20 protein-coding genes, 1 tRNA gene and 1 pseudogene are annotated in these 26,264 nt (G+C 70.6%); 12 read left to right on the top strand and 10 right to left on the bottom strand.

All coding sequences use genetic code 11. The features are described from left to right. Window positions 1–9: 9 nt before the first annotated feature. The 3 genes from WMF39_RS00185 to rpoN all read right to left on the bottom strand — a co-directional run bounded on the left by WMF39_RS00185 (window position 10) and on the right by rpoN (window position 3,625). Window positions 10–1,008, bottom strand: coding sequence for a hypothetical protein (locus WMF39_RS00185; protein WP_437743542.1), 999 nt, complete (start codon window positions 1,006–1,008; stop codon window positions 10–12). 41 nt (window positions 1,009–1,049) lie between these two features. Next, the gene (locus tag WMF39_RS00180) at window positions 1,050–2,042 is read right to left on the bottom strand and encodes a hypothetical protein (RefSeq protein WP_437743541.1); all 993 of its coding nucleotides are present in this window, start codon (window positions 2,040–2,042) and stop codon (window positions 1,050–1,052) included. 62 nt (window positions 2,043–2,104) lie between these two features. Beyond that, window positions 2,105–3,625, bottom strand: coding sequence for an RNA polymerase factor sigma-54 (rpoN, locus tag WMF39_RS00175; protein WP_437743540.1), 1,521 nt, complete (start codon window positions 3,623–3,625; stop codon window positions 2,105–2,107). Window positions 3,626–3,968: 343 nt separating this feature from the next. Here rpoN and WMF39_RS00170 point away from each other — a divergent pair, with 343 nt between their 5' ends. Further along, window positions 3,969–4,730: a Crp/Fnr family transcriptional regulator gene (locus WMF39_RS00170; protein WP_437743539.1), complete on the top strand. Its 762-nt coding sequence runs from the start codon at window positions 3,969–3,971 to the stop codon at window positions 4,728–4,730. Here the strand turns inward: WMF39_RS00170 and WMF39_RS00165 are convergent. Beyond that, entirely contained in the window at window positions 4,684–5,391 is a 708-nt protein-coding gene (locus tag WMF39_RS00165) for a response regulator (RefSeq protein ID WP_437743538.1), read from the bottom strand. The genes WMF39_RS00170 and WMF39_RS00165 overlap by 47 nt on opposite strands. 457 nt (window positions 5,392–5,848) lie before the next feature. Here WMF39_RS00165 and WMF39_RS00160 point away from each other — a divergent pair. From WMF39_RS00160 to WMF39_RS00140, 5 genes are all read left to right on the top strand, one after another. Further along, window positions 5,849–5,933 (top strand) — tRNA-Leu (locus tag WMF39_RS00160). 314 nt (window positions 5,934–6,247) lie between these two features. Next, window positions 6,248–9,283, top strand: coding sequence for a preprotein translocase subunit SecA (gene secA, locus WMF39_RS00155; protein WP_437743537.1), 3,036 nt, complete (start codon window positions 6,248–6,250; stop codon window positions 9,281–9,283). A gap of 137 nt (window positions 9,284–9,420) precedes the next feature. Next, window positions 9,421–10,071 (top strand): fructose-6-phosphate aldolase, encoded by a 651-nt coding sequence (gene fsa, locus WMF39_RS00150; protein ID WP_437743536.1) that lies wholly within the window; start codon window positions 9,421–9,423, stop codon window positions 10,069–10,071. A gap of 7 nt (window positions 10,072–10,078) precedes the next feature. Then, window positions 10,079–10,687: an rRNA maturation RNase YbeY gene (gene ybeY / locus WMF39_RS00145; protein WP_437743535.1), complete on the top strand. Its 609-nt coding sequence runs from the start codon at window positions 10,079–10,081 to the stop codon at window positions 10,685–10,687. A 64-nt stretch (window positions 10,688–10,751) separates the two neighbouring features. Beyond that, entirely contained in the window at window positions 10,752–11,060 is a 309-nt protein-coding gene (locus WMF39_RS00140; protein WP_437743534.1) for an HU family DNA-binding protein, read from the top strand. On the opposite strand, the gene lnt is transcribed toward WMF39_RS00140, so the two are convergent. Both lnt and WMF39_RS00130 read right to left on the bottom strand, forming a co-directional pair. Further along, complete coding sequence (gene lnt / locus WMF39_RS00135; RefSeq protein ID WP_437743533.1) at window positions 11,047–12,822, bottom strand: apolipoprotein N-acyltransferase; 1,776 nt, start codon at window positions 12,820–12,822, stop codon at window positions 11,047–11,049. The genes WMF39_RS00140 and lnt overlap by 14 nt on opposite strands. 111 nt (window positions 12,823–12,933) lie before the next feature. Then, window positions 12,934–13,848, bottom strand: a complete 915-nt coding sequence (locus WMF39_RS00130) for an outer membrane beta-barrel protein (protein WP_437743532.1) — start codon at window positions 13,846–13,848, stop codon at window positions 12,934–12,936. 236 nt (window positions 13,849–14,084) lie between these two features. Between WMF39_RS00130 and WMF39_RS00125 the strand changes: the two genes are divergently transcribed. The 3 genes from WMF39_RS00125 (at window position 14,085) to WMF39_RS00115 (ending at window position 18,222) form a co-directional block, all read left to right on the top strand. Beyond that, the gene (locus WMF39_RS00125; RefSeq protein WP_437743531.1) at window positions 14,085–15,284 is read left to right on the top strand and encodes a class I SAM-dependent rRNA methyltransferase; all 1,200 of its coding nucleotides are present in this window, start codon (window positions 14,085–14,087) and stop codon (window positions 15,282–15,284) included. 10 nt (window positions 15,285–15,294) lie between these two features. Beyond that, window positions 15,295–16,149 (top strand): HAD family hydrolase, encoded by an 855-nt coding sequence (locus tag WMF39_RS00120; RefSeq protein WP_437743530.1) that lies wholly within the window; start codon window positions 15,295–15,297, stop codon window positions 16,147–16,149. Window positions 16,150–16,332: 183 nt separating this feature from the next. Next, complete coding sequence (locus WMF39_RS00115; protein ID WP_437548427.1) at window positions 16,333–18,222, top strand: serine/threonine-protein kinase; 1,890 nt, start codon at window positions 16,333–16,335, stop codon at window positions 18,220–18,222. 219 nt (window positions 18,223–18,441) lie between these two features. Here the strand turns inward: WMF39_RS00115 and WMF39_RS00110 are convergent, their stop codons facing one another. Continuing rightward, complete coding sequence (locus WMF39_RS00110; protein WP_437748138.1) at window positions 18,442–18,765, bottom strand: CxxC-x17-CxxC domain-containing protein; 324 nt, start codon at window positions 18,763–18,765, stop codon at window positions 18,442–18,444. A 144-nt stretch (window positions 18,766–18,909) separates the two neighbouring features. After that, a pseudogene (locus tag WMF39_RS00105) lies at window positions 18,910–19,050 on the bottom strand (zinc-ribbon domain containing protein); the annotation flags it as partial. A gap of 358 nt (window positions 19,051–19,408) precedes the next feature. Here WMF39_RS00105 and WMF39_RS00100 point away from each other — a divergent pair. Genes WMF39_RS00100 through WMF39_RS00090 form a run of 3 tightly spaced genes read left to right on the top strand, consistent with a single transcriptional unit; the run spans window position 19,409 to window position 24,606 of the window. Continuing rightward, on the top strand, window positions 19,409–20,830 hold the full coding sequence (locus tag WMF39_RS00100; RefSeq protein WP_437743529.1) for a hypothetical protein: 1,422 nt from the start codon (window positions 19,409–19,411) through the stop codon (window positions 20,828–20,830). 27 nt (window positions 20,831–20,857) lie between these two features. Continuing rightward, on the top strand, window positions 20,858–22,654 hold the full coding sequence (locus WMF39_RS00095; protein WP_437743528.1) for an ABC transporter ATP-binding protein: 1,797 nt from the start codon (window positions 20,858–20,860) through the stop codon (window positions 22,652–22,654). A 29-nt stretch (window positions 22,655–22,683) separates the two neighbouring features. Continuing rightward, the gene (locus WMF39_RS00090) at window positions 22,684–24,606 is read left to right on the top strand and encodes an ABC transporter ATP-binding protein (RefSeq protein WP_437743527.1); all 1,923 of its coding nucleotides are present in this window, start codon (window positions 22,684–22,686) and stop codon (window positions 24,604–24,606) included. An 11-nt stretch (window positions 24,607–24,617) separates the two neighbouring features. Here the strand turns inward: WMF39_RS00090 and WMF39_RS00085 are convergent, their stop codons facing one another. Continuing rightward, entirely contained in the window at window positions 24,618–25,193 is a 576-nt protein-coding gene (locus tag WMF39_RS00085; RefSeq protein ID WP_437743526.1) for a hypothetical protein, read from the bottom strand. A gap of 3 nt (window positions 25,194–25,196) precedes the next feature. Further along, complete coding sequence (hemB, locus tag WMF39_RS00080; protein WP_437748137.1) at window positions 25,197–26,198, bottom strand: porphobilinogen synthase; 1,002 nt, start codon at window positions 26,196–26,198, stop codon at window positions 25,197–25,199. Between the last annotated feature and the right edge of the window lie 66 nt (window positions 26,199–26,264).

The raw sequence follows: 26,264 nt of genomic DNA, 5'->3' as shown, positions 1-26,264 counted from the left end.
CGCGCCGGCTCAGCGATCCCGGCTGATCAGCTTGCGGAGGAGCTCCAGCGGGTGGAACGGCAGCATCGCGGCCATGTCGCTGTCGGTGCCGGCCCGCTCGAGCACCGCCCGCACCGCCGGCGCCACGATCCCCATCGGATCGATCCGCTCCACGAGCGCGCGGAGCGCGCTGAGCGCCGCGCGCCCCGCGTCGATCCCGAGCGGGATGGCGAGGGCGGCCGGCACCGGCGCGAGGATCACGTCGCGCACCGCCACCGCCCTGGCCCAGGCGCCCGGGCTCGGGTCGACCTCAAGCTGCCGGATGGTCTCCGCCTCCGCGAAGCAGCCGAGCGACAGCTCCCCTGCCCGCTCCTCGATGGCGCGCGAGAGGTGCCGGTAATCGCGGCGCCAGTCGCCCGCGAGCAGCCCCATGTCCTCGCGCACCTCGTCCGGCCCGAGGATCAGGTTGATCCCGCGGGCGTCGCGGCGGAGCGCGACGCTCGTCCAGAGCTCCCCGCCTTCGAACAGGCCGATCACCACCGTCTTGCCGACCCCGGCGAGCGACTCCAGCGTGCCGCGCACGACGCCCGCCGAGGGCATCGGCACGCCGCGCAGCTTCGCCGGCCAGAGATCGATCCTGCCCGCGAGGAGCTCCTCGCGGGCGAGCTGCAGCAGCAGGAGCGACTGGCCGATGAGATCGTCGCCGCGCCGCACCCGCGCCCCGAACCGCTCCACGATGGCCTCGAGGACGCCCGCCTCGATCACGGCGGCCCAGCTCGCGTGGTGGCTCGCGGCGAGCTCCTCCGCGGAGAGCGGGAGGGCGCGCTGCGCGTCGTCGATCCGGAGCCGGCCCGCGTCCGTGTGCACGAGCTTCCTGAGCCTGCCGCCCGCGTGGACCGCGACGACGCCTCCGCGCGCACGGCCGACCTCGCGCTCCTCGATGCCCGTGCGCCTGGGCCGGAACAACGACAGCACGCGAACCCAGTCGGTCGCGGTGAACCCCTCGAAGCGGACGTCGGGCGAGAGCACGGGGCCGAGCCTACCGCCGGCGCGCTCTGTGCGCGAGCCGGCTACGCCCCCCACCAGAGCATCTCGTGCACCTGGCTCTCGCCGCGGACGGGCACGATCACCCGGATCTTCTGGCCCTCGATCTGGACCACGTGGGCGGGGAAGCTGTCCGCCGGGTAGTAAAGCGACTTCACGAAGCCGTTCGCGTCGAGCCAGAGCAGGTGCACCCCGTCCGCGGTCGCCCCGTGCATGAGGAGCATCCGCCCGCCGCCGAGCAGCGCGAACTCCATGCTCTTGAAGCCCAGCTCCTCGAAGCGCTCCGGAGACGGGAAATCGTCGCCCACGGACCTGAGCTCCGGCAGGTGCGCGCGGAGGTGCTTGTAGAGCGTGTCGTAACGGACCTTCGCGAGCTTCGGGATCCGCCGGTCGCCCGCGGCGAGGATCGGCAACCGCTCCGCGTCGAACGTCGGCACCTCCACGTGGGTGCGGTAGCGATCCACGAGCCTGCCACGGCCGATCTCCTCGTCGCTGAGCGCCTTGAGCCACCACTGGAAGATCGCGAGATCGCCCGTCCCTGCGCTCGACTCGAGCCGGACCAGCGACTCCCACAGCGGCCTCCGGACCTGCCATTTTCCGCGGTGATTCTTGACGACGCACGCCCCGACGTAGAGCGCCCCGTGCGTCACGAGGGTGACGAGCATGGGAGGCTCTCCGCCCGCGCTCGCCGACGATGCGTCGCTCGCTCCGCGCGCGCCGCTCGATCCGCCTGCCGGCGCGAGCCAGGCGTCGCGTCGCTCGCGCGTCAGCGCCGCGCCCAGCCGGTGGACCGACGCATCGGAGAAGTCGAGCCCGAGATCGGGCGCGCCGAACGCCTCGGGCGCGAGGCGGGCGAACACCTCCGCTGCGTGGTCGATCTGGGCAAGGATCGACGGGTTTCCTGCCGGGTTCGCGTCCGTGGAGCGCACGCCTGCCAGGTCGGCGAGCGCGTCGGGCGGGTACAGCGGCGCGAAGAAGCGCTCGAAGATCTGGGCGACCGTGATCGGTTCGGCGGGCATGGCTCGGGGCCGTGAGGATCGGCGTGGCAGAGGGGCGGGCGACCGCGGACGGCCGCCGCGGCTCAGAACATCTTCTTGCGCTTCGACGAGCTCAGGATGCCGAGCATCTCGCGGTACTTGGCCACGGTGCGGCGGGCGATCTTGATGCCGTCCGTCTCCTCGAGGATCTTGACGATCGCCTGGTCGCTGTAGGGATTCGACTTGTCCTCGGCCGCGATGATCTTCTTGATCGCCTGCTTGACGCTCTCCGAGGCGATGTCTTCGTCGGCGACCCTGTGGATCGATGAGTTGAAGAAGTACTTCAGCTCGAAGAGCCCCTGGGGCGTGTGCACGTACTTGTTCGACGTCACGCGGGAGATGGTCGACTCGTGCATGCCCACCGACTCGGCGACGTCCCTGAGGATCATGGGCTTCAGGTAGCCCACGCCGCGCTCCAGGAACTCGCGCTGCTTCTCGACGATGCACTCGGTCACCTTGATGATCGTGCGCCGCCGCTGCTCGATGGCCCGGATCAGCCACTGCGCGCTCCGGAGCTTCTCGCTGATGAACTCCTTCGCCTTCGGGTCCCTGAGCATCCGCTGGGCGAGGTTCTCGTTGATGTAGAGCCGCTGGAGCCCCTTGTCGTTGTCGGTGACGACGAACTGGGTGCCGTCCTTGATGACGTACACGTCCGGGGTGATGGCGATGGTCTTCTCGTCGACCTCGGCGAAGTTGCGCGCCGGCACGCTCTCCAGCTTCTGGATCTCCTGGACCGCGTCGTAGACCTCCTCCAGCGGGATCTTCAGCGCCTTCGCGATCGCGGGGAAGTTGCGCCGCTCCACGTTGTGGAGGTGGTCCTTGATGATGGCCATCTCGATGTTGTCGAAGCCGAGCACCTCCGCCTGCACCCGCAGGCACTCCGACAGGTCGCGGGCCGCGACCCCGACCGGATCGAAGCGCTGGATCATCGACAGCACCTCCTCGGCGTCCTCGGGGTGGAGCTCCGCCTCCCGCGCCAGGTCCGCGAGGCTGATGTCGGGCCCCCTCGTGCCGTCCGGACGTTCGCCCCCCTTGAGGTCGAGGTACCCCTTCTCGTCGAGGTTGCCGATGACGAGCAGCGCGAACTGCCGCTCGTTCTCGACGAAATCGCTCATCTGGAGCTGCCAGAGCAGGTGGTCGCGCAGGTTCGACGGCTTGGTCAGGTTCTGGTCGATCGGCGGCAGCTCCTCGAAGCCGCCCCGGTGCGCGGGCATGGCCTGCTGGAGCTGCCTGTTTTCCAGGAACTGCTCCCAGTCCACCTCCTTGACCCGCTTCTCCGTCTCGCGCGCCGCGATGTCGGTGTCTCGGTCGAACCGCTCGCCGTTCTCGAGCCGCTGCTCCGTCGGCAGGTCAGCGTTCCTCCCCCGCTGATCCCCCTTGTCGCCGTCCCGCGCCTTCGGGTCGGTCATGTCGTCCGCGAGGACAGGGTTGCCGTCCAGCTCCTTCCTGATCTCGTCGACCAGCTCGAGCCGTGAGAGCTGCAGCAGCCGGATGGCCTGCACCAGCTGCGGGGTCATCACAAGCTGCTGCGACAGCTTGAACTGGAGCTTCATCTCCATGCCCATGAGGAGCTCCTTCTCTCAGTTCGCCGCCAGCGCCACCCGCCGAACGGGGGCCGGGGCATTGCGCGAGGTTCGTGCCATCGAGTGTCTCATTGGTGGCCTCACCCCCAACGTAGCATCGAACGGGGCAGCGGCCCGGGTCTTGCTTTCACGTCTGCACCAAAAAATAGCGCAGGGCTTGCATCCTACACCGCTGAACATGGTTTCAGCCTTCGCCGCGGTAGATTTTTCGCCCCGCGCGGAGCTCTGCCCGCAGCCAGTTCGGATTGGCCCCCATCCGCCGATCGTTGCACTATCGGCCGCCGATCGGGAGGCTTGAAATCCCGAAAGGTTGGGCGAAGGCGCGATGGGAAAGCCGAAGGTGCGCGGACCTACGCACGGGCACGGGATGGAGGTGGAGGGCGTGCGCGGCGGGGCTTCGCAGGATGTCGAGAAGGAGCGGATCCTGTCTCGCTCGCCCCTCGCCTCGCTGGCCTCACCGAGCCGGCGGGTGCTGTTCGAGCTCGGCAGGGTCGAGCGGCTCGCGCGCAGGCAGTGCGTTTGCCAGCAGGGCGCGCCGCCGAGGCACCTGTTCCTGATCGGGGCGGGTCGCGTGAAGGTCGAGCGCGTCGCCGACGGTCGGGTGGTTCCGCTCGGGCACCGCGGGCCTGGCGACCTCGTCGGCGAGGGCGCGCTCGCGGGCGCGACGGTCTCCTCCGAGAGCGCGACGGTGCTCGACGAGGGGGACGCGCTCGTGGTGCCGCTCGCCGGTCTCGAGCGGCAGCTCGCCTCCGACGCAGCGCTCCGCGGCGCGCTCGCGGCGGCGCTCGTGGCGCGCCAGCTCGAGACCGAGGCGCGCCTCGGCTCCCTGCTCCTCTGCACGGTCGAAGCGCGCCTGATCGATTTCCTCCGCGCCGCTGCGCGGCGATGGGGGCAGCCCCACACCGCTGGCCAGCTGGTGTCGGCCCCGTTCACGCACGCGGACATCGCGCTGCTGATCGGGTCCACCCGCGAGACGGTCACCCTGCTGCTCGGCAAGCTGAAGCGCGCCGGCCTGATCGCGTTCGACCGGCGGCGGATCGTCATCCGGGATGGCGAGCACCTCGAGGCGCTCGCCGCGACGGCCTGAGCGTCCGCCCGGAGGGGCCGCTGCGCGGCCTGCGCTGGAGCCGGTACACCGCGGCGCCGTTCGGCTCGATGAAGGTGCGCCGCTCGGCGGGGTGGCCTTCCACGCCTTCCACGCCCGCCGCAGCGCCAGGCGCGCTCGGACGGCTCCCCTCCAGGTCGGCGCGTTCGCCCTGGACCAGACGGAGGCGAGGAAAGATCCCGGACTGCGCGGATGGCCGGGGGCTGACGTCGACGAAGATCGTGCTGAGCAGCCGACCGAAGGCGTACGGCTTGAGCAGGACCTCGCTGACGTCGTCCGTGCCGTCGCACGAGACCGGCTCGTCGGCACAGAAGATCACCCGCCGGGGCATCGTGCCCTCGCGCCGCAGGCGGCCCAGGATCTCCCGGGCGCCTTTCGTTCCGGGGGCGAGATCGATCAGCGCGACGTCGTAGACGCGCTCGCGGGAGAGGGAGATCGCTTCCTCCAAGGTCGCGGCCGGGCTGACGAGCGCGCCGCGGTTGCAGAGGAGGAGCGCCGTAGCCCTCCGGAGGACATGGTCCTGATCGAGGAGGAGAACGTTCGGTTGGTACGTCATCGGGTATCCCTGCGGCTTGCAGTCGAATTGCGCCGCATCGACGAGGACGGCGACGAGCGCGCCCCCTCCGTCGTTCAGCGGCAGCATCCGCGTCCGCGGACGGTCCCCCCTTCGCAACCCACGTGCCGAAGGCGAGGCGCCGCCGCCGCCTGGGCCTCGTTTCCCCTGTTCTCGGCGGCAACGCGCTTGTTCGAGCGTCGCTGCCGGTGAGGCTGCCCCGCCGACCCCGGGGCCGCCGCTGTGCCCATTTCGCGCTCCCTCCGCGGCGCCTCTCCGCCCCGACGAAGAGCGCCCCCCCACCCTGTCGGCCTGCCCACCGCGTCGCTGACCGTCGGTGGGCGGTTCGTGCGCACGGGCCAGCCCAGGTTTGCGGCCCCGCCAGGGCGGCGCGGTCCGCCGATCCGCCGGTTGCTCCAGGCTCGACGTACCGCGGGTCACATGTCCAGACCGCTCGCGCTACCCCGCCCTGACGCGTTCGGCGCAACGCAGCAAACTGATTTTCCCGCTTGATGAGGCTGGCGTAGGGTGCCACAAGCGTCCGCGCGCACGAGTGGCGGAATTGGTATACGCACCGGTTTTAGGTTCCGGCGCCGGGAGGCTTGGGGGTTCGAGTCCCCCCTCGTGCACCACGGCTTGACGCCTGGAGGACTCGACCACCTCGCGCCGTGACGCGCCGCCCCGGGGCGCCTCCCGCGATGGCCCGGGACGGTCGTGGTCCGCTGGGCGCGCGGCGCGGTGTGGCGAGCGTTCGACCCGCGCGCGGATCTGACGACGAACGCGTGACGGGGGCGCGGGCTGCGGAGCCTCGGGCGGATCGCTTCGGCGGCGTCGTCGACCGCGCGCGGTCCTGGAATTGCGCGACGCCCGCGGCGCGACTACGTTCGCGTTCCTCGGCCGGACCGTCTCCTCCCACCTGACCGCCGCGGAGCCAAGGCACGTAAAGATGTTCACTTGGGCGATGAAGAAGATTTTCGGCACCTCGCACGAGCGTGCCATCCGCCGCCTGCGACCCCGGGTCGAGGCTATCGGCAGGATGGAGCCGGAGCTGCAGAAGCTCTCGGACGCCCAGCTCCGAGCAAAGACGGCGGAGTTCAAGGAGAAGCTCGCCAACGGGGCGACGCTGGACGACATCCTCGTCCCGGCGTTCGCGGTCTGCCGCGAGGCGTCGAAGCGCGCCCTCAAGATGCGCCATTACGACGTGCAGCTCATCGGCGGCATGGTGCTCCACAACGGCTGCATCGCCGAGATGCGCACCGGTGAGGGCAAGACCCTGGTCGCGACGCTCCCTTGCTATCTGAACGCCCTCGAGGGCAAGGGCGTCCACGTCGTCACGGTGAACGATTACCTGGCGCGGCGCGACGCCGAGTGGATGGGCAAGCTTTACGGCTTCCTCGGCCTGTCGACGGGCGTGGTCGTCAACCAGCAGGGCGACGCCGAGAAGCGCCACGCGTACCGCTGCGACATCACGTACGGCCAGAACAACGAGTTCGGCTTCGACTACCTGCGCGACAACATGAAGTTCTCGGCGCTCGAGTACGCGCAGCGCCCGCTGCACTATGCGATCGTCGACGAGGTCGACTCCATCCTCATCGACGAGGCGCGGACTCCGCTCATCATCAGCGGGCAGGGGGAGCGTTCGAGCGACAAATACCGCACGATCAACGAGGTGATCCCCCAGCTCCGGAACGAGGAGCATTACGCCGTCGATGAGAAGGCGCACTCGGTGACGCTGACCGACGAGGGCGTGGAGACGGCAGAGCGGCTGCTCGCCTCGCTCCAGGTGCTCAAGGGCACGAACCTCTATGACCCGGTGAACCTCGAGACGCTGCACATCCTGAACCAGTGCTTGCGCGCGCACACGCTCTACAAGCGCGATGTCAACTACATGGTACGCGACGGCAAGGTGCTCATCATCGATGAGTTCACCGGCCGCGTCCTCGCGGGGCGCCGGTGGTCGGACGGCCTGCATCAGGCCGTCGAGGCGAAGGAGAACGTCCGGATCCAGGAGGAGAGCCGGACGATGGCGACGATCACCTTCCAGAACCTCTTCCGGCTGTACAAGAAGCTCTCCGGGATGACCGGCACCGCGGACACGGAAGCGGCGGAGTTCCACAGCACGTACAAGCTCGACTGCGTCATCATCCCCACGAACAAGCCGGTGGTCCGCGTCGATTACGAGGATCTCGTCTACAAGACCGAGAAGGAGAAGTTCACCGCGGTCATCAACGAGATCCTCGAGAAGCACGAGCTCGGCCAGCCGATCCTGGTGGGCACGACGAGCGTCGAGAAGAGCACCGCGATCAGCCGGATCCTGACGAAGCGGGGCGTGAAGCACAACGTGCTGAACGCGAAGCACCACGAGAACGAGGCCTACGTGGTCGCGCAGGCGGGCCGCAAAGGGGCCATCACGGTCTCGACGAACATGGCGGGTCGCGGGACGGACATCATCCTGGGCGGCAACGCGGAGATGCTCGCCAAGCTCAAGTTCAAGGAGCAGAACCGCCAGCCCGAGGCGGAGCCCGACGCGTTCGAGGCCCTGGTCGAGGAGCTCAAGAAGGAGTGCACCGCGGAGGGCAACGAGATCCGCGAGATCGGCGGGCTGTACATCCTGGGCACCGAGCGGCACGAGTCGCGCCGCATCGACAACCAGCTGCGCGGCCGCGCCGGCCGCCAGGGCGACCCCGGGACGTCGAAGTTCTACCTGTCCCTCGAGGACGACCTCATGCGCATCTTCGCCGGGGATCGGGTGAAGAACCTGATGGAGCGGATGGGCATGCCCGACGACGAGCCCATCGAGCACCCGTGGGTGACGAAGAGCGTCGAGAACGCGCAGAAGAAGGTCGAGGAGCGCAACTTCGACATCCGCAAGAACCTGCTCGAGTACGACGACGTGATGAGCGCGCAGCGCAAGACGATCTACGACATGCGCCAGTCGCTGCTCGTCGGCCGTTACTCTCCCGAGATCCTCGACGAGGAGGGGAAGCCGACGGGCGAGAAGCGGACGATCAAGCCGATCCCGTCCATCGTGGAGCTGGTCCGTCCGGACGTCGGCTACCTGCTCGGCATGTTCGCGAACGACCCGGTGATGCCGCTCGACGCGGACGGCAACCGGCGCGAGATCGTGCGAAAGGACTTCGAGACGACGGAGCGGTTCGTCGAGCTCGAGAACATGCAGCGCGAGATCTACACGCGCTGGGGCGTGAAGATCGAGCTCGAGACGCGCGCCGACAAGGTCCTCGAGATCTACGACGAGTGCTCCGAGCTCATGCCCCTGGCGCTCACCGAGCAGCGCGAGCGGCTGCTCGATCTGATGGACCGGATCATCGGCGCGATGGTCGAGGAGTCTTGCCCGGCCCGCAAGCCGCCGGAGGACTGGGACTGGGGCGGCATCTTCCAGGGCTTCCGCGAGCACTTCGGCGTCGAGCTGCCGGACGACATCGCGCACATCGGCGACCAGGAGACGCTGGCGCGGGAGCTCTACGAGCGCGCCGAGAAGGCGTACGAGAAGCGCGAGGAGGAGATCGGCGTCGAGCTGTCGCTGCGCATCTTCCGCCACCTCTACCTGGAGGAGCTCGACAAGGCCTGGGTCGACCACCTGACCGACATGGACCACCTCCGCGACGGCATCGGCCTGCGCGGCTACGGGCAAAAGGACCCGAAGCAGGAGTACAAGAAGGAGGGCTACAACATGTTCGTCAACATGGTGGCCCGCGTCTCCTCGAACGTGGTCACGAAGCTCTTCAGCGTGAACGTCAGGCGCGCCGAGCAGGAAGAGGCGCAGATCGAGGCTGCGGATCGCGAGCGGCACGCAGCGGCGCTGCTCGACGCGGTCGCGCAGCACGACGAGTCCCTCCCGATCGGCGCGAACCCCGCCCCGGCGCTCCCGCAGCCTGCCGTCATGCAGGAGCAGGAGTGCCCCTGCGGCAGCGGCAAGCCGTTCAACAAGTGCCATGGCGGTGAGGACGAGGCGACGGCCTGAGCCGGCGCCCCCTGCCCGCTCCGCCTGACAGCCAGAACGAGGCAGCGAGGGGCCCTGTCAGGCCCTTGCTCCTCGGCATCTGACCCCAGCATGAACACCGCCGAAGGGCCGATCCATCGGTTCCCGGAGGCAGCATCATGAAGGTGTTCATCGATTCAGGGGATATCGCGGAAATCAAGGAAGCGCAGTCGATGGGGGTCATCGACGGCGTCACGACCAACCCGTCGCTCCTCGCCAAGGCCGGCAAGCCGACGAAGCGGGCGATCGCCGAGATCTGCGAGGTGGTCGACGGCCCCATCTCGGCCGAGGTGGTGGCGGTCGAGAAGGACGCGATCCTCCGCGAGGGTCGCGAGCTCGCGAAGATTCACCAGAACGTGGTGGTCAAGGTGCCGCTCATCGACGAGGGGCTCAAGGCCGCCCGGATCTTCGCTGCCGAGGGCATCAAGACGAACGTGACCCTCTGCTTCTCGGCCGCCCAGGCGCTGCTCGCGGCCAAGGCTGGGGCCACGTACGTGTCGCCGTTCGTCGGGCGCGTCGACGACGCCGCGGGGGACGGGATGGATCTCGTCCTGCAGGTCGTGACCATCTTCAGGAACTACGGGTTCTCGACGCAGGTGCTCACCGCGAGCGTACGGCACCCCGTCCACTTCGTGCAGGCCGCCATGATCGGCTCGCACGCCGTGACGATGCCGCTCAAGGTCATCAAGCAGCTGACCAGGCACCCGCTCACCGACGTCGGGCTCGCGCAGTTCTTGGCAGATGCGAAGAAGATCCCCGAGCTGGTATAGCGATCCCGTGGCCGAGAAGCGCAAGGAGAGCTCGGGGACGACGCGCCGCGGGAGCCGCCCGGCGGCCCCCGCGGTCGTGTCCGTCACGACGCAGGGAGGGCCCTTCAAGGGGGTGTCGACGGCGGTCGTGCGCCGGCGGGCGAGCAAGATGCTCTCCCACCTCGCATTGCAGGGCGTGGAGCTCTCCGTCGCCCTGGTGAACGATGAAGCCATCCACGAGCTCAACCGCAGCTACCGGCGCAAGGACAAGCCGACCGACGTCCTCGCCTTCCCGATGCTGGACCAGAACGGGGCCAACTCGCGCAGGCGCGGCCGGCGAGGTCCCGTGGATCCGTCGGCATGGCGCGGTCTTCTCGGCGACGTGATCGTCTCGATCGACACGGCCGCGCGGCAGGCCGCCGAGCGCGATCGCCCGCTGCTCGACGAGATCACGATGCTGCTCGGGCACGGCCTGCTCCACCTGCTCGGCTACGACCACAAGACCGACGCAGAAGAACGGGAAATGACGGATTTGACCCGGGAGCTCGAGGTCGCGGCAGCGTCACGAAGCAACAGCATCACTGTAATCGATCCGCATCGCAGCATCGCAAGGCAAAAGAAGACGGGGGCGCGATGACTTATCGCTTGCGAGGCGAAACCTCGCTTGTTAAACGGACGCCCCCTTTCGACTTGGAGGAGACATGCCCGGTTCGAACAAGCTGACCAAGGCCCAGATGATCGTCGGTCTTGCTGAGGCCACCCACCTCGACAAGAAGTCCGTGGCCAGCGTGCTCGATGCGCTCGGCGAGCTGGTGAAGAAGGAGCTCGGTCCGGAGGGGCCGGGCGAGGTCACGGTTCCGGGCCTCGTGAAGATCAAGGCGAAGGAGATCCCGGCCACGCAGGACCGGGAAGGCATCAATCCGTTCACGAAGCAGCCGATGACCATCAAGGGCAAGCCGGCGAGCCGCAAGCTCCGCGCGGCGCCCGTCAAGGCGCTCAAGGACGTCTGAGCGGCGCGTCCGTGGCCGCAGCTTGCGTCGCCGCATCGGGCGGCGCGAGCTCCGGGGGCCCCGCAGGCGGTCGCGCCCCCGAGCTGACGCCCCGGGCTTGCCGCGGGGCCTTCGCTGTGGAGCGTCGCGCCCGGAGCGCGCAAGCGACGCTCGCGAAGGCGAGCAGCAACGCCATCGGGGCGTCGCCCAGACGAGTGTAGAGCGTCAGCGGCGTGTCCCTGACCGAGGGGGTCGCGAAGGTCACCCCCGGCGCAGCGCTCTCATCGCGGCTGCGCACCACGCCCCGGGCGTCGATCCATGACACGACGCCGAGGTTCACCGCCCGCACGAGATCACGGCGCAGCTCGATGGCGCGCATGACCGCGAGCCTCGCATGCAGCTCGGGCTCGGCGCTCCCGGTGAACCAGGCGTCGTTCGTGATGTTGACGAGGAGGTTCGGGGCGAGCGCCCCGGTGATCCGCCGCCCCACCCCGGTGAGCGTGTCCTCGTAACAGTTGAGCACCCCGATCCGGAGCGCCGGCCCGTGCTCTCGGGGCAAACTGAGGGCGCGCGGCTCCGCGCCCGGGACGAGCCCACCGCTCTTCTGGAAGATGCGCCGCAGCCAGGGCAGGTAAGCGCCGCCCGGGACCGTCTCGCCGAACCACAGCAGCTGCAGCTTGTCCTGCGTCGGCTGCATGCTCCCATCGGGGAGCACAAGGGTCGCGGAGTTGTAGCTGTTCCGTTCCTCGACGCCGTCGGCGGCCTTCACGGGCGGCGCCTGGGTGATGAGCCCCGCGAGGATCGGGCCACGGATGCCGGGCCCCAGGATCGCTCGACCGCCGCGCGGCGCCTGCCGGGCGCTGTGCGAGAGAGGGTAAGGGTACGCCGCCTCGGGCCAGAGGGTGAGCTCTGCGCCGCCGGCCTCGGCCTCCCGGGTGAGATCGTGCAGGGTTCGCAGGATCCGCGGGTGGTTCTTCGCCTGCCAGCGCTCGTGAGGCCCGACCGCCTGGTTGACGAGCGCGACGCGCGCTGTTGGCAGGCCGGCGCTGGCGCGCTCCACCGCGGCCATCCGCAGCGCGCCGTGAGCCGCGAGCAGCCCGAACAGCGCGACGCTCGAGAGCGCCGGGTAGAGGATCGGGCGGGACAACCGAAGGCGGGTGGGCCGCGGTTCCTGCGCGGGCGCGCGCTCGAGCGGCCGCCCGCCCGGCGCCCTCCCCGAGGCGGCCAGGCCAGCGCGGGCGAGCAAGGCCGCCCCGACGGCGAACAGCACGGAGACGCCCCGCTCGCCGATGAGGTCGGCGAGCTGCACGAGCGCCGGCCAGGGGCTCATGAGACCCGCAGGAGTCCAGCCGAAGACGGTCGGGATGGCCACGGCGGCGAACACGCCGGTCGCAAAGGCGAGCTCGAGGGGAGCGCGCAGCCGCCGGATGAGCGCGCTCGTGATGCCGCCGCAGATCGCCCAGACCAGCGACTGGGCGGCCGCGAGCAGCACCAGCGCGAGGTACGAGGCCGCCGAGCCGAGAGGCGTGAACCGCTGGATGACCTCCGGCACGAAGCGCAGGCCCACGACGCCCGCCGCCGTTCCCCAGACAGCGCCGCGCCCGAAGGCGCGCCAGATCGTCGGGGCGTCGTGGACGGCGGCCGCCAGCAGAGCGAGGCCAACGATGACGGCGGGGACCAGATCCGTCGGCGGCGCCGTGAGGGCGAACGTCGCGCCGCCAGCGAGGGAGAGCAACAGCGGGGCGCGGCCACGGAGCGCGCGCATGATCGAGGCCTGGGGCACGATGCGGCGTTATACCGCGTGGAGACGGTCCGGACCGCGACCGCCTGGTCGAGAGCAGAACGGACGCGAACACCGCGCGGTCAGGGTGGACGGGAGGCTATGACGAGCCGCTCACCAGTAAATACTGAGCCCGCCGCGGAAGAGTCCCCCGCCCGACGTGTTGGTCGTCCGGCCGGTCTCGGGATCCGTGAACTCGGGAACGAGCCCATCGTCCGTACGGCCGCGCACGAAGCCGAGCGCATCGACGTTCAGGGCGATGCGGGGGGAAAGCCGGAACTCGAGGCCGATGCCGCCGTGCGCGCCGAAATAGTCGTACTCCGTGTCCGGAGCGAAGTCGGTGCCGCCGGCCGCGGCCTCGCTCGAGGAGCGATCGACCTCGGCGTGCGCGATGTTCAGGCCGCCCATGAAGTAGAACTGGGTGCGGCTGCGCGGGTTGACGAACAGCATCCCGGTCAGGGAGAGCGGCACCTCGGTCCGCTGGTCACCGTTGTAGTCCGTGCCCGCGAGGAAGTCGGCGCCTGCATCGAGCGCGAACGCCGGGACAGGCCGGTAGCGCAGGCTGATCCCGACGCCTCCCATGCCAGCGTCCTCCGCTCCGCCGTGCTCGCGCCCCAACATGACGCCCTCCATGCGGAGGTTGATGCCCCAGTGGCGCCGCCAGCGCCGCTTCACCGCCGGAGGCGGCGCCGGGGGCGCCACGCGGCGCACGATCACGCGCGGCGGAGGGGCCGCCCCAGGCGCCACGACGATCACCTGAGGAGGCGGGCCCGACGGCGAGGTCTCGTAGACGACGACCGGCGGGGCTGGACGGGCGGCCCCCCTGGCCGGCGGCGGGGGCGGCGGCGCCTCGGCAGGCGCGGCCTCGGCAGGAGCGACGGGCGGCGGTTCCGCGACGGGATCGCGAGGCGGCTCCACTTCCTCGCAGAACCACGCGCCGGGAGGACAGCTGCTGTCCTCCTGCGCGAACGCGCTCATCGGCGCGGTCATCGCCACCGCAACAAGGGCATGGGTCAAGCAACGGCGCATCGGGCGACTCCTCTTCGGTGCAGGGAAGTTAGCAACCGGGATGCCATCGACCATCTTGCGGGATCGTCGTCACCATGGCCGCGCAGCACGCCGGCGTGCATCGGCCGCCACGGCACGCTGTGGCGGAAGGTTCACACGCGCGCCGTTCCGCAGGGTACTAGCTCCCACGGCAAAGGTCACGGCGCGGTCGCCCCCGTCGGGAGCCCTGCCAACATCGAGACCAATCGGATTCCACCATGCCTACGGTTACGTTGAAGCAGGGTCATGTTCGGCCGGTGTGGTCGGGGCATCCCTGGGTGTTCGCTCAGGCGATCGCGCGCATCGAGGGCGGCGCGGTGGCCGGGGACGAGGTCGTCGTCACCGACCCCTACGGCAGCGTGCTCGGGCGCGGGCTCTACACCCCGCGCTCGGCCATCCCGGTGCGCATGTACACGCGCGAGGACAGGCCGATCGACGCGGCCCTGTTCCGGCACCGGATCGAGCGCGCCATCGCGCACCGCCGCGAGATCGGCCTGCCCGCGCGGGCGCCTGGCCATGAGACCGACGCCTTCCGGCTGATCCACGCGGAGGGGGACGGCCTGCCCGGGCTCATCGTCGATCTGTTCGGCGACGTGGTGGTCGTGCAGCTCGGGACGATCGGGATCAAGCGCCGCGAAGGGGTGATCTTCGACGCCCTCCAGGCGGCGCTCGCGCCGCGCGCGATCGTGGACAGGACCCCGGAATCCCTCGCGAAGCTCGAGGGGTTCACCGCGGACGCGGGCGTGGTGCGCGGCGATCCCGCGCTCGATCAGCTCCGGTTCGTCGAGCGGGGGCTGCGTTACACGATCCCGCTCGCGCTCGGCCACAAGACCGGGTTCTACCTGGACCAGCGGACGCTGCGGACCCGCGTCGAGCAGCTCGCCCACAACCGGCGCGTGCTCGATGCCTTCTGCTTCGTCGGCACGTTCGCCATGGCGGCGGCCCGCGGCGGGGCGAGCGAGGTCCTCGCGATCGACGAGAGCGCGACGGCGATCGAGGTCGGGGCGGAGTGCGCGCGGGAGAACGGGCTCCTCGACCGGATCAAGTTCACGCGCGACGACGCCCGCAAGGCGCTGCAGAACGCGTCGAGGCAGGCGGGCTACGATCTCGTCATCTGCGACCCTCCGAAGCTCGCAGGCACGCGCGCCTCCAAGGACGCCGCGCTCATGGCGTACCGGCGCCTCGCGGCCGGAGCGTGCCGGGCCACGCGCCCGGGCGGCGTCCTCGTGCTCTGCTCCTGCTCCAGCGCCGTGAGCCTCGACGATCTGACCCGGGTGCTCGCGCTCGGCGCGCGCGACGCGCGCATGCAGGCCGCGGTGTTCGACCGGCACTTCCAGGGAGGGGATCACCCCGTCCCCGCCGCCTTCCCCGAGGGGCTCTACCTGAAGAGCCTCATCGCGCGCATCGACGCGCTCTGACGATCGCCCGATGAAGCCGCTCTCCCTTCTGCCTCCCGACGCCGCACGCGCCCTCGCCGGGGTGATCTTCGATCTCGACGACACCGTGCTGGATCACGGCGCCCTCACCGAGGCGGCGTACGCAGCGCTCTTCCGTCTACGCGAGACGGGGCTCGCGCTGATCGCCTGCACCGGCAGGCCCGCCGGCTGGGGCGAGGTGCTCCAGCGGCAGTGGCCGATCGACGCGACCATCGTCGAAAACGGAGCCGTCGCGCTGGTCCGCGAGGAGGAAAGCGACGTCGCCGGCCATCGAGGAGGGCACGCCCCGCGCGCCGGCGCGCGCCGCGTCGTCACGCTCGACGGCCTGGACCGCGAGGCGCGGCGAGCCCGTCGAGCCGAGCTCATCGGGCTCGCCAATGACATGGTGCGTCGTTTTCCGGCGGCGGCGCTCGCGGACGACAACGACCAGAGAGTGACCGACGTTACCATCGACATCGGGGAGCACCGGCATGTCCCGCCGGAAGACGTGCAGAAGATGCGCGCCGAGCTGCGCGAGCGGGGGGTGAGGACGCTGCTATCGAGCGTCCACCTCCACCTCACGCGCGAGCCGTCCGACAAGGCCACGGGGATTGTGCGCCTGCTCTCCGCTCGGTTCGGTGAGGATCCCACCCGGGCGCGGCACCGCTACGCGTTCGTCGGCGACAGCGGCAACGACGGCGTCGCCTTCGCCGCATTTGTGCTGACCTTCGGGGTGGCCAACGTACGCGCCCACCTCGGTAAGCTGTCCGTACCGCCGCAGTTCGTGGCGTCCCTTCCCATGGGCCGCGGGTTCGCGGAGATCGCCCAGCAGATCGCCGAACTGCGGAAGAATGCACCCGAAACGTGATCTTGCCGCGCGCAAGTCACTTCGCACTGCGATCCGCCCCACACCTGACGCAGGTAACCTAGCCGCGGCGCGCACTGAAGGAATAGGATCGGTCTTTCGGGAGGGCCGTGCCTCCCAACCCTTTACAGGGGCGCGTGTTCTCGGGGACCATGACGTTGGTCCCTCGCCCGCCAGCGGCAGCAGATGGCGTTTCGACCCCCGACCCCCGGCCTCCTCGTCGACAACAAGTACCGCCTCGCGGAGCGCATCGGCGGGGGCGGCATGGGCGACGTGTTCCGGGCGGAGCACGTGCTCGCAGGTCGCGCCGTTGCGATCAAATTCCTCCACCCAGAGCTGGCGGACAACTCGGAGCTCTCGCACCGCTTCTTCCAGGAAGCGCAGGCGGTCAACCGGATCCGCCACCCGAACATCGTCGACGTGATCGACGCAGGCGTCGGCGAGCTCGGTCCTTACATCGTGATGGAGCACCTCGACGGCGAGTCGCTCGGCATGGCGCTCGCGCGCTTCGGTCGCCTCGACATGGAGGCCGCCGTCGGCGTCGCGATCCCGGTGCTCGAGGCGCTCGACGCCGCGCACCGCGCGGGGATCATCCACCGCGATCTCAAGCCCGAGAACATCTTCATCGCCTTCGATCCGAGCCGCGGCTCGGCCGTCGTCCGCCTGCTCGACTTCGGCATCGCCAAGGTGCTCGACTCCGATGGCCCCTCGCCGCGGACGCGCACGGGCGTCGTGTTCGGGACGCCCGACTATCTGTCGCCCGAGCAGGCCACGGGGGAGTCGCCGCTCGACGGTCGGAGCGATCTCTTCTCGGTGGGCGTGCTGCTCTACGAGGTGCTCACGGGCACGCGCCCGTTCCGCGCGCCGACCGCCGTGGCGACCGCGTTCCGCGTCGTGCACGCCGAGGTGCCCACGCTCGCCTCGGCGGGCGTGACCGTCGACCCGCGGCTCGAGGCGATCGTGCAGCGGCTCTTGCAAAAGGATCCCGCGAAGCGGTTCCAGACGGCCGGAGACGTCGTCCGCGAGCTCGAGCGCGTCGCGCCTGATCCGCCCAGACGGACGACGGCGCTCGGCAGGCTGATCAACGTGCAGCGGCGGATGGCCCTGAGCCTGGGGAACGCTCCGGAGAACGAGCGCGATCGCCTCTCGTCTTCGCGCGATCGATCGCGCCCGGGGTTCGACGTGAACCCCCCGCCGCCGATGCGCATCTCGCCGTCGATCGTGCCGGGGGGGCGCGTCACCGAGGCGCCGCCCGGGATGCGGCCGTCGTCCTCGGAGCCAGCGAAGCCCGCGCCCGGCATGACGCTCTCGAACGCGCTGCGAAGCCGCGGCTCGGAGCCCACGATGCTCTCGCAGCGCGGCGAGTCGCTGCCCACGGTGCGCAGCGCCGACCTCGGGCACCGGGCCGAGCCGACCGTCCGCAGCGCGGACTTCGGCTCCTTGATGAACCGGACACGCGACACGCGGCGGCCCAACGTCACCCCGGTCCGGCCGCTGCCGGCGCGCTTCGCCGGGCAGTACCAGGTGCGCGGCCCCGTCCTGCGGAGCGTCGATCGCACCATCGTGGATGAGTACGGGAGGAGCGCGCGCGACGAGGTCGTCTCGCAGATGCCGCTCCGCTACGCCGACGACTTCAAGCACGACTCGATCAACGCGCTCGTCGGGTACGAGCTCGAGGCGCTCGACGCCTACATGGAGCTCGCGACATCGCTGGTCCTGCGCGATCTCGAGCGCTGGCGCGACATCGGCAGGCTCGGCGTGGGCGGCGAGCTGCACAGCCTCGTGCGCACGCTGTTCGCCCGCCCGCTGACCGACATCGCGTCGCTCATGCGCCGCGGGACCTCGATCTGGTCGCGGCTCTTCACGTTCGGCTCGTGGCGCGTGGCGACGGGCCCGACCGGGCGGGTCACGCTCCACATCGGCGACTTCGACCCTGCTTCGCTGCCGCTCCGGCTGTGGGTCGTGGGGATGGTCGAGGAGACAGCGCGCCGCGCGTCCGGCGGCGGCGTGAAGGTCACGATCACGCTCGGCGAGCTCGGCTTCACCTCCGAGCTCGCCTGCGAGATCAGCCTCTAGTTCCGCCCGCCCGAAGTCCGGCCAGAGATCGCGGGGCTCCGGCGCCGCTTCGCGGCGGCTTCGCGCGGGAGGTCCTGGCTTTGTTTCCTCGGGGCTCCGCCCCGCCCCGCACCCCGGCGTCCGCTTCGCGGCCGCGCCGGCCGCGCCGGTCGCACGAGCAGCGACCGGCGCTCGGGGGTGTGCCGCAGCGCGATGGCTGCGCGTCGCTGGAGGCGTCTCTCAGGAAGGCTTGCGCGCGCGGTAGCACGCCTGACAGAACACGTCGCGGCCCTCGACCGGCTTGAACGGGACCTCGCCCTCGGAGCCGCACGACTTGCAGGTGATCGAGAACGTCGGACGAGTGCGCGGCGCGCGAGGCTGCTGCGCTGGACCGCGGCTCGGCGCGGCAGCGCGGCGCTCACCGGCGAACGAGGGGGCGCGGTAGTTGCCGTCATCTCGGAAGGGCGCGCCGCCGCGCGGGCGGTTCGGGTAGTGGCTCTGCGCCGCCCATGCGGGCGTCAGCCCCGAGTACGCGTCCTGCATCGGGCTGCGGTACTCGTTCACGTCGCCCGTGTAGCGGGGCTTCCGAGGCTGGCCGTCGCCGCGCGCCAGGCCGCGATGCCCCCCGGCGCCCCGAGACGGGCCAGGGCGCTGGCGCTCCGCAGCGCGAGCCGGCGATCCGCTCTCGCTCTCCCCTCGATTGTCCTTGCGCGCACGGCGGCAGGTCCGGCACCGCTTGGGCGGGGCCGCGAGCTTCCGTTCGGCGTAGACGGCAGCTTCCGCAGCCGAGAATAGGAACGACGTGCCGCAGCTCGCGCAGACAATGTGCTCGTCTCGATGCTGTTCCATGATTCCTCTTTCGTCAGGCCGACGGGCCTCGCAGGCTCACGGGCTCGGGTGACTCGGATGACTGGAGCGCCCGGGAGCTGCCCCGCTGCGCTGGAGAAGCGCGATTTACGCGGGGTTCTACGTGATATCGGTGGGATCGCCCTCTTGATGGGGCACGGGAGTGCCTACGGTGACATGCTTGTCAGGGCGGTCAAGCGTGCCGCCTCCACGCAACGCCAGGATCGATCGCGCGGCGCGGAGCTTTGATTTCGAAGCTCCTCACGATACCATCCGCGCGACTTTCACGAGGAGCACAGCTCTCCCGTGACGGACCACGAGCAGCATCCGCCCACGCCGCGCATCGCAACCAGTCGAAGCAATGAGCCATCCCTCCCTGCACCTCACCGCTCGTGACTTCGACGCGTACGCCGCCGAAAAAGCGACCTCGAAGGCCTACTCACGCCCCCGCCTCGAGGTGAAGCAGCGCGCGCTCGCCTGGGCGCGCGGCGTCGTCGCCCGGCTGGCCGAGCTCGGCATCTCGGTCGATGTCCATGGCTCGGACGAGCACCCGTCGATCCGCAACAAGCACCGGGCCGACTGCCAGTGGGTCTTCTTCTGGCGCGACCAGGCGGCGCGCGACGAGCTCGATCGCCTCCTCGACCGCGGCCGCTCGATCTCCGACGCGATCGACGATCCGAGCCCCTTCACGCGGCACGCGTTCCTCGCGCTGCGCATCTCGGAGAGCGAGGTGCAGGTGTGCTTCGCGGTCCACCCGGACGCGAAGGTGGACGTCGACAACCTCCGGGCTCGCCTCTCGGCGACCGAGGAGGCGACGGGCGCGCCAGCCTCGCCGCTCTCCGCCGAGCTCACGAGCGCGCTCCACGCGCTCCCGGAGCAGTTCTCGTTCGGCGCCGCCGGCGGCGATCGCGTGGCCTGCAGCGCGGCCACCTCGGACGCGATCGCCGAGATGCTCCGCCGCGCCGCCGACGGCCAGGTGCCGCTCTGGATCGGCTGGGCGATCCCGCGCGAGACGGCGGTCGAGCACGCCGACATCCTCGATGAGCAGCTCGAGGACGCGCTCGTCGCGCTCGCCCCGATCTACCGGCTCGTCGCGTGGTCGCGCGAGAACGACCGCATCGCGCTCGACCGCAAGCTCGAGGGAATCGAGCAGGAGCGGGCGCGCGCCCACGCCGAGATCGAGGCCGAGAACGAGCGATGGCGCTCCGAGCAGGCCCGAGCGCGAGAGCGCTCGATGGAGCAGGCTCGAGCGCGCGGCGATGAGCGCGTCGAGGCCGCCCTGCCCGCCCGCCGGCCGACCCTGGCGACGCTGTTCAAGTCGCCGAGCAACGCCGGCGCCGGCGCTGGCCGCGGCGGAGAGCCGCGGCCCTCGCTGAAGCGGGTCGGAGAGGGCAGCGCCCCTGCCCGGCGAGCGCCGCACGGCGAAGCGGAGCCGCAGGCGAAGGCCGAGGCTCCGCAGAAGCCCTCGGCCGATCACGCGCCGCGAGCGCAGCGTGGTCCGTCCGGCGAGCCAGAAGCTGCCGCGAAGGTCGCGCCCGATCCCGCCAAGGGCGGCGTGCTGGAGAAGGGCAGCCGCGTCCGCGTGCGACGAGGCCCCTTCGGCGACAAGATCGGCGTGGTGAGCGAGCTCGATGGGCGCGGAGGCGCGCGCGTCCTGCTCGGCCTGCTCTCGACGAGGCTCGAGCTCGACGAGCTCGAGCTCGTGGTCGATGGAAGAGATCGGCCCGCGCTCTCGACGTCGCACCGCAAGCCGCTCGCGCCGACGCCGCGCAAGGCGCGCTGAGCGTCGCCGCGCGGCCCCCCCCACGCAATGCTCAAGCGCGATCCCTCAACCTACCCCGTCGGTCTCGGCGCGCAGTTCCGCCACAAGCTTCCGCTCTACCTGACGGGCGCGGCGCTGCTCGCTGCGCAGCAGTTCCTCATGGCCAGGCGAGATTTCCTGGTCAAGGACGCCGTCGACGCCGCCGTGAAGGCGCAGTCGAGCGAGGCCGCGCATGCGGCGCTCCTCATGCTCGCGGTCAGCGTGGGCGCCGCGATCATGCGCGTGTTCTCGCGGGTCACCATCTTCACGGCGGGCCGCAACGTCGAGTACGAGCTCCGGGCGATCCTGCTCGCGCGCCTGCACAAGCTCGGGCCGGCGTTCTTCCGCAAGATGCCGACCGGCGACATCATGAGCCGGGCGACGAACGATCTGACGCAGGTCCGCCTCCTCCTCGGCTTCGGCCTGCTGAACGTCGTGGGCTCGATCTTCGCGTTCACGAGCGCCCTGTACGTGATGCTCCACATCTCGAAGAGGCTCACGCTCGCGGCGCTCCTGACGATGCCCGCGCTGATGCTCGTCACCCGGTCGTTCTCGACCAAGCTCTTCGTCCGCACCCGCGACAACCAGGAGGCGATCGGCGCCATGAGCGACCGTGTCCTCGCGAGCCTCGCCGGGGTCAGGGTCGTCCGCTCGTTCGCGCTCGAGGCGTCCGAGATGGCCGCGTTCACGAGCACGAACCAGGGCTACCTCGAGAAGAGCCTCGCGCTCGCCAAGCTGCGCGGCTCCATGGCGCCGCTCATGGGGGCCATCAGCTCCGTCGGCGTGCTCATCGTCTTCTGGTACGGCGGGCGGCTCGTGCTGGAGCAGCAGATGACCCGGGGAGACTTCGTCTCGTTCTGGCTGGCGCTCTTGCGGCTCACCTGGCCGATGCTCGCCCTCGGCTTCGTCGCCGCCATCGTCCAGCGCGGTCGTGCCGGCTACGACCGGCTCAAGGCGATCTTCGAGGCCATCCCTGAGGTCGTGAGCGGCCCGATGCCCTCCCCCGAGGTCGTCCACGGCGCCATCTCCGTCAAGGACCTGACGTTCTCCCACGGCGCGAGGAAGGTGGTCGACGGCGTGAGCTTCGAGGTCGAAGCGGGCAGCTCGCTCGCCATCGTCGGGCGCACCGGCTCGGGCAAGAGCACCATCGCCACGCTGCTCGCCAGGCTCATGCCCACGCCCCGCGGCTCTGTGCTCCTGGACGGCGTCGACATCTGCGACCTGCCGCTCGACACCGTGCGCGCGAGCATCGGCTACGCGCAGCAGGATGCGTTCCTCTTCTCGACGACCGTGGCCCGCAACATCGGCTACTCCCTCGATGATCCGGATTCGCCCGCCGCCTTCGAGACGATCCGCGCGGCCGCCGACGAGGCCGAGGTGCTGAACGAGGTGCTCTCGCTCCCTGACGGCTTCGATACCGTGGTCGGGGAGCGTGGCGTGCAGCTGTCCGGCGGACAGCGCCAGCGCGTCGCGCTCGCGCGCGCGCTCGTGCGCGAGCCGAACGTCCTCGTCCTCGACGATCCGCTCTCCGCCGTCGACGCGAAGACCGAGCAGGCCATCCTCGCGGCGATCGAGCGGCAGGCCGCGCGACGGACCGTCATCCTGATCACCCACAGGGTCGCGGCCGCGCGGCGGTGCGACGCGATCGTCGTGCTGGAGCAGGGTCGGGTCATCGAGCGCGGCACGCACGACGAGCTCGTACGCGCGGGCGGGATCTACGCGTCGTTCGCCGAGGAGCAGCAGCTCGAAGAGGATCTCGCGACCTTCGAGGCGTCGCCGTCCTCGCAACCGGTGGGGCTCTCGTGACACAGCCGGCTCACGGAGACAGCGCGACGATGCGGTCGAAATCGGGCGGCGCCTCGGCCGCGGGCGAGGCGGGCGCGGGCCCGCGGCGGCCGGCGCAGGCGACGACGGCCAAGGGCCGCGGGACGACGAAGGCGAGCCGCACGGAGGACGTGCTGAGCCGGTTCCACGAGGAGACACGGCTCGGCGAGGCGTACGACGCGCGCATGCTGCTGAGGCTGTGGCCGTTCGTGCGCCCGCAGGGCACGCACCTCGCGCTGTCGCTGGCGCTGCTCGTCGTCACGGCGCTGCTGGCGCTGCTGCGCCCGCTCATCATGCGCGACGCGCTCGACGCCTTCGACACGCCCGGCGGGCTCGATCACCTCACGCGCAGCGGCTTGTTGCTCACGGGCGTCATGGTCCTGGAGCAATCGCTCGCCTTCCCGCAGCTCTACCTGATGCAGCTCGCCGGCGCGCGCGCGATGGCCGACCTGCGCGTGCGCGTCTTCGGCTTCTTGCACACCCGCCGCCTCGGGTTCTTCGATCGCACGCCCGTCGGCCGGCTCGTCACGCGCGTGACGAACGACGTGGACGCGATCGGCGAGATGTTCGCGTCCGGCGCGCTCAACGCGTTCGGCGATCTCCTCCGGCTCGCCGTCATCGTCGCGGTGATGGTGTCGCTCGACTGGCGCATGTCGTTGCTCGCCTTCGCGGCGGTCCCCCCTGTCGCCCTCGGCGTCAACTGGACGCGGCGGCGGATGCGCGACGCGTTCCGCGAGGTGCGGTCGAAGACGGCCAGGATGAACGCGTACCTCAACGAGCAGGTATCCGGGATGGCCGTCGTGCAGGCCTACGCCAGGGAGGAGCGTTCGGCCGAGGAGTTCGACGAGATCAACGCGGCGTACCGCAACGCAAACAACCGCTCGATCGTGCTCGACGCGACGCTCGACGCCGCCATCGAGATGGTCTCGAGCGTCTGCATCGCCGCGGTGCTCTGGTACGCCGGCGTGAACAGCCTGAAGGACGAGATCTCGTTCGGGACCTTGTTCGCCTTCGTCGCCTACATCGACATGTTCTTCGTCCCGATCCGCGATCTCTCGGCTCGGTACACGCTGCTGCAGTCCGCGATGGCCGGCGCGGAGCGCGTCTTCGAGCTGCTCGACAACAAGGACGAGGACGCGACGGCGGCGGCGACGAGCGGCGGCGACGCACCGAGGACAGCAGACGAGGGCGTCGCGTTCGAGCTCGACAACGTCGGCTTCGGCTACAAGCCGGGCGTGCCCGTGCTGCGGCACGTGTCGATCGCGGCGAGGCGCGGCGAGAAGGTCGCGCTGGTCGGCGCGACCGGCGCCGGCAAGAGCACCGTGGCGTCGCTGCTGCTCCGCCTCTACGACGTCGATGAGGGCGTCGTGCGGGTCTTCGGCCGCGACGTCAGCGCGTACCCTCGCGACGAGCTGCGCCGCCAGTTCGCCGTCGTCCCTCAGGACGTGTTCCTGTTCCCGGGCACGGTGCTCACCAACATCGCGGCAGGCGACGCGATCCCCGATCGGGCCAAGGTGGTGAACGCGCTGAACCGCATCGACGCCCTCGACCTCTTCGAGCGGCGCGAGGGCGGGCTCGACGCCCCCGTGCTCGAGCGCGGCAGCAACTTCAGCGCTGGCGAGCGCCAGCTGATCGCCTTCGCCCGGGCCCTCTACCGCGACCCGCCGCTCCTCATCCTGGACGAGGCCACGGCCAACGTCGACAGCGACACCGAGGCGCGCCTCCAGCGTGCCCTCGAGGGAGCCATGGAGGGGCGCACCGCGTTGATCATCGCGCACCGCCTCTCGACGATCCGCGCCGTCGATCGCGTCGTCGTCTTTCACAAGGGCTGCGTCGTCGAGCAGGGCACGCACGAGGACCTGCTCGCCGCGGGCGGCGTCTACAGCAAGCTGTACCGGCTGCAGTTCGCCCGGCAGGCAGCGGCGCACGCCTAGAAGCGCGGGCCCTAGGGCGCCGCGCTCCCACCGCCGGGATCGGCGTCGTCGCCGTAGCACCTGCCGACGACGGTGCCCCCGGCGGCTCCCATCCCATCACCGCCGGCGCCGGCCGCGCCTCCTGCGGCTCCGGTCGCGCCGTCATCGGCGCCGATCGCGCCCCCGGCGACAACCCGCAGCCAGTACTCGGAGCAGCTGCCGTTGACGACGATCAGGTGCTGGTCGTCCACGCAGGGCACCTCGGCCTGGTTGCCAGCCGCCTGCGCCAGCGTCCCGCCGCTCTTCGTCCCGTCGCGCTCGAACGACAGGTACACCTGCCACCACCGCGGGCGCGCGCCGAGGTGATGCTTGAGCGCGTACCGCATGCCGCCCGGGAAGTAGAGGAGCTCCCCGTCCGGCGCCGAGGTCTCGTAGATGCCCCCCTCCGGTGTGGCCTCGACGAACTCGATCGGCGGGTTCGCTTCCTCGGACCGGTCGCACCTGTTCGGCGAGCACCCCGCCGCGAACGCCGCCGACGCGACCACCGCCCAGGCGGTGGCCCATCTCAAGCGCTGCGCGGCGTTCCCGCCTGCGCCCTGGCTCCGCATCGCTCAGCCGAGCCAGCGCGCGGCGTCGAGCGCGTGGTAGGTGAGGATGAAGTCCGCCCCGGCGCGCCGGATCGACGTCAGCAGCTCGAGCACGGCGCGCTTCTCGTCGATCATTCCGCGCTCCGCGGCCGCCTTGATCATCGCGTACTCGCCGCTGACGTTGTACGCGCCGAGCGGGAGCGTCGTCACCTCGCGCACGCGCGCGATGACGTCGAGGTACGCGAGCGCGGGCTTGACCATGAGCATGTCGGCCCCCTCTTCCTCGTCGAGCGCCGCCTCGCGCAGGCCTTCGCGGGCGTTCCCGGGGTCCATCTGGTAGCCCGCCCGGTCGCCGAACTTGGGCGCGCAGTCGGCCGCCTCGCGGAACGGCCCGTAAAAGCCGGATGCGTACTTCACGGCGTAGGAGAGGATCGCCGTCCCCGTCAGCGACTCGACGTCGAGGGCGCGCCGGATCGCGGCGACCCGGCCGTCCATCATGTCGCTCGGCGCGACCACGTCGGCCCCCGCCTTGGCGTGGACCACCGCCGCCCGCGCGAGCACCTCCAGCGTCGCGTCGTTGTCGACGTCCACCGCCCCGGACGCGTCCTGCCGGAGCAGGCCGCAGTGGCCGTGATCGGTGTACTCGTCCACGCACACGTCGGTGATCACGAGCAGCTCCGGCACGGCCTCCTTCATCGCCTTCACGGCGCGCGGCACGGGCCCGTCCGGGTCGTAAGCGCTCGTGCCTGACGCATCCTTGGTGCGCGGGAGCCCGAACAGGATCGTCCCGCCGATGCCGAGCTCCTTGCAGAGCCGCGCCTGCGCTGCCGCGGCGCTCACGGGCAGCTGCGAGACACCCGGCATCGTCCCGACCGGCCGAGGCGCGTCGAGCGCCTCGTTGAAGAAGAGGGGGAGGATGAAATCTCCCGGATGGAGGGTTGTCTCGCGCACCAGGGCGCGGAGGGCGGGCGAACGACGGAGCCGGCGCGGTCTCTTCGTGGGGAACACGGCGGCGGAGCATAGCAGCCCTGCGCCCGCGTGAGCCGCTCCGGTCCAGAGGAGCGCGCGATCCGTGGATCGCCTGGGCGCGGC

The sequence above is a fragment of the Sorangium sp. So ce1504 genome (assembly GCF_051521635.1).
Classification (GTDB): Bacteria; Myxococcota_A; Polyangia; order Polyangiales; family Polyangiaceae; genus Sorangium; species Sorangium cellulosum_B.
The sequence above is the reverse complement of the archived record's forward strand: the minus strand, read 5'-3'. Positions and strand labels throughout refer to the sequence as shown.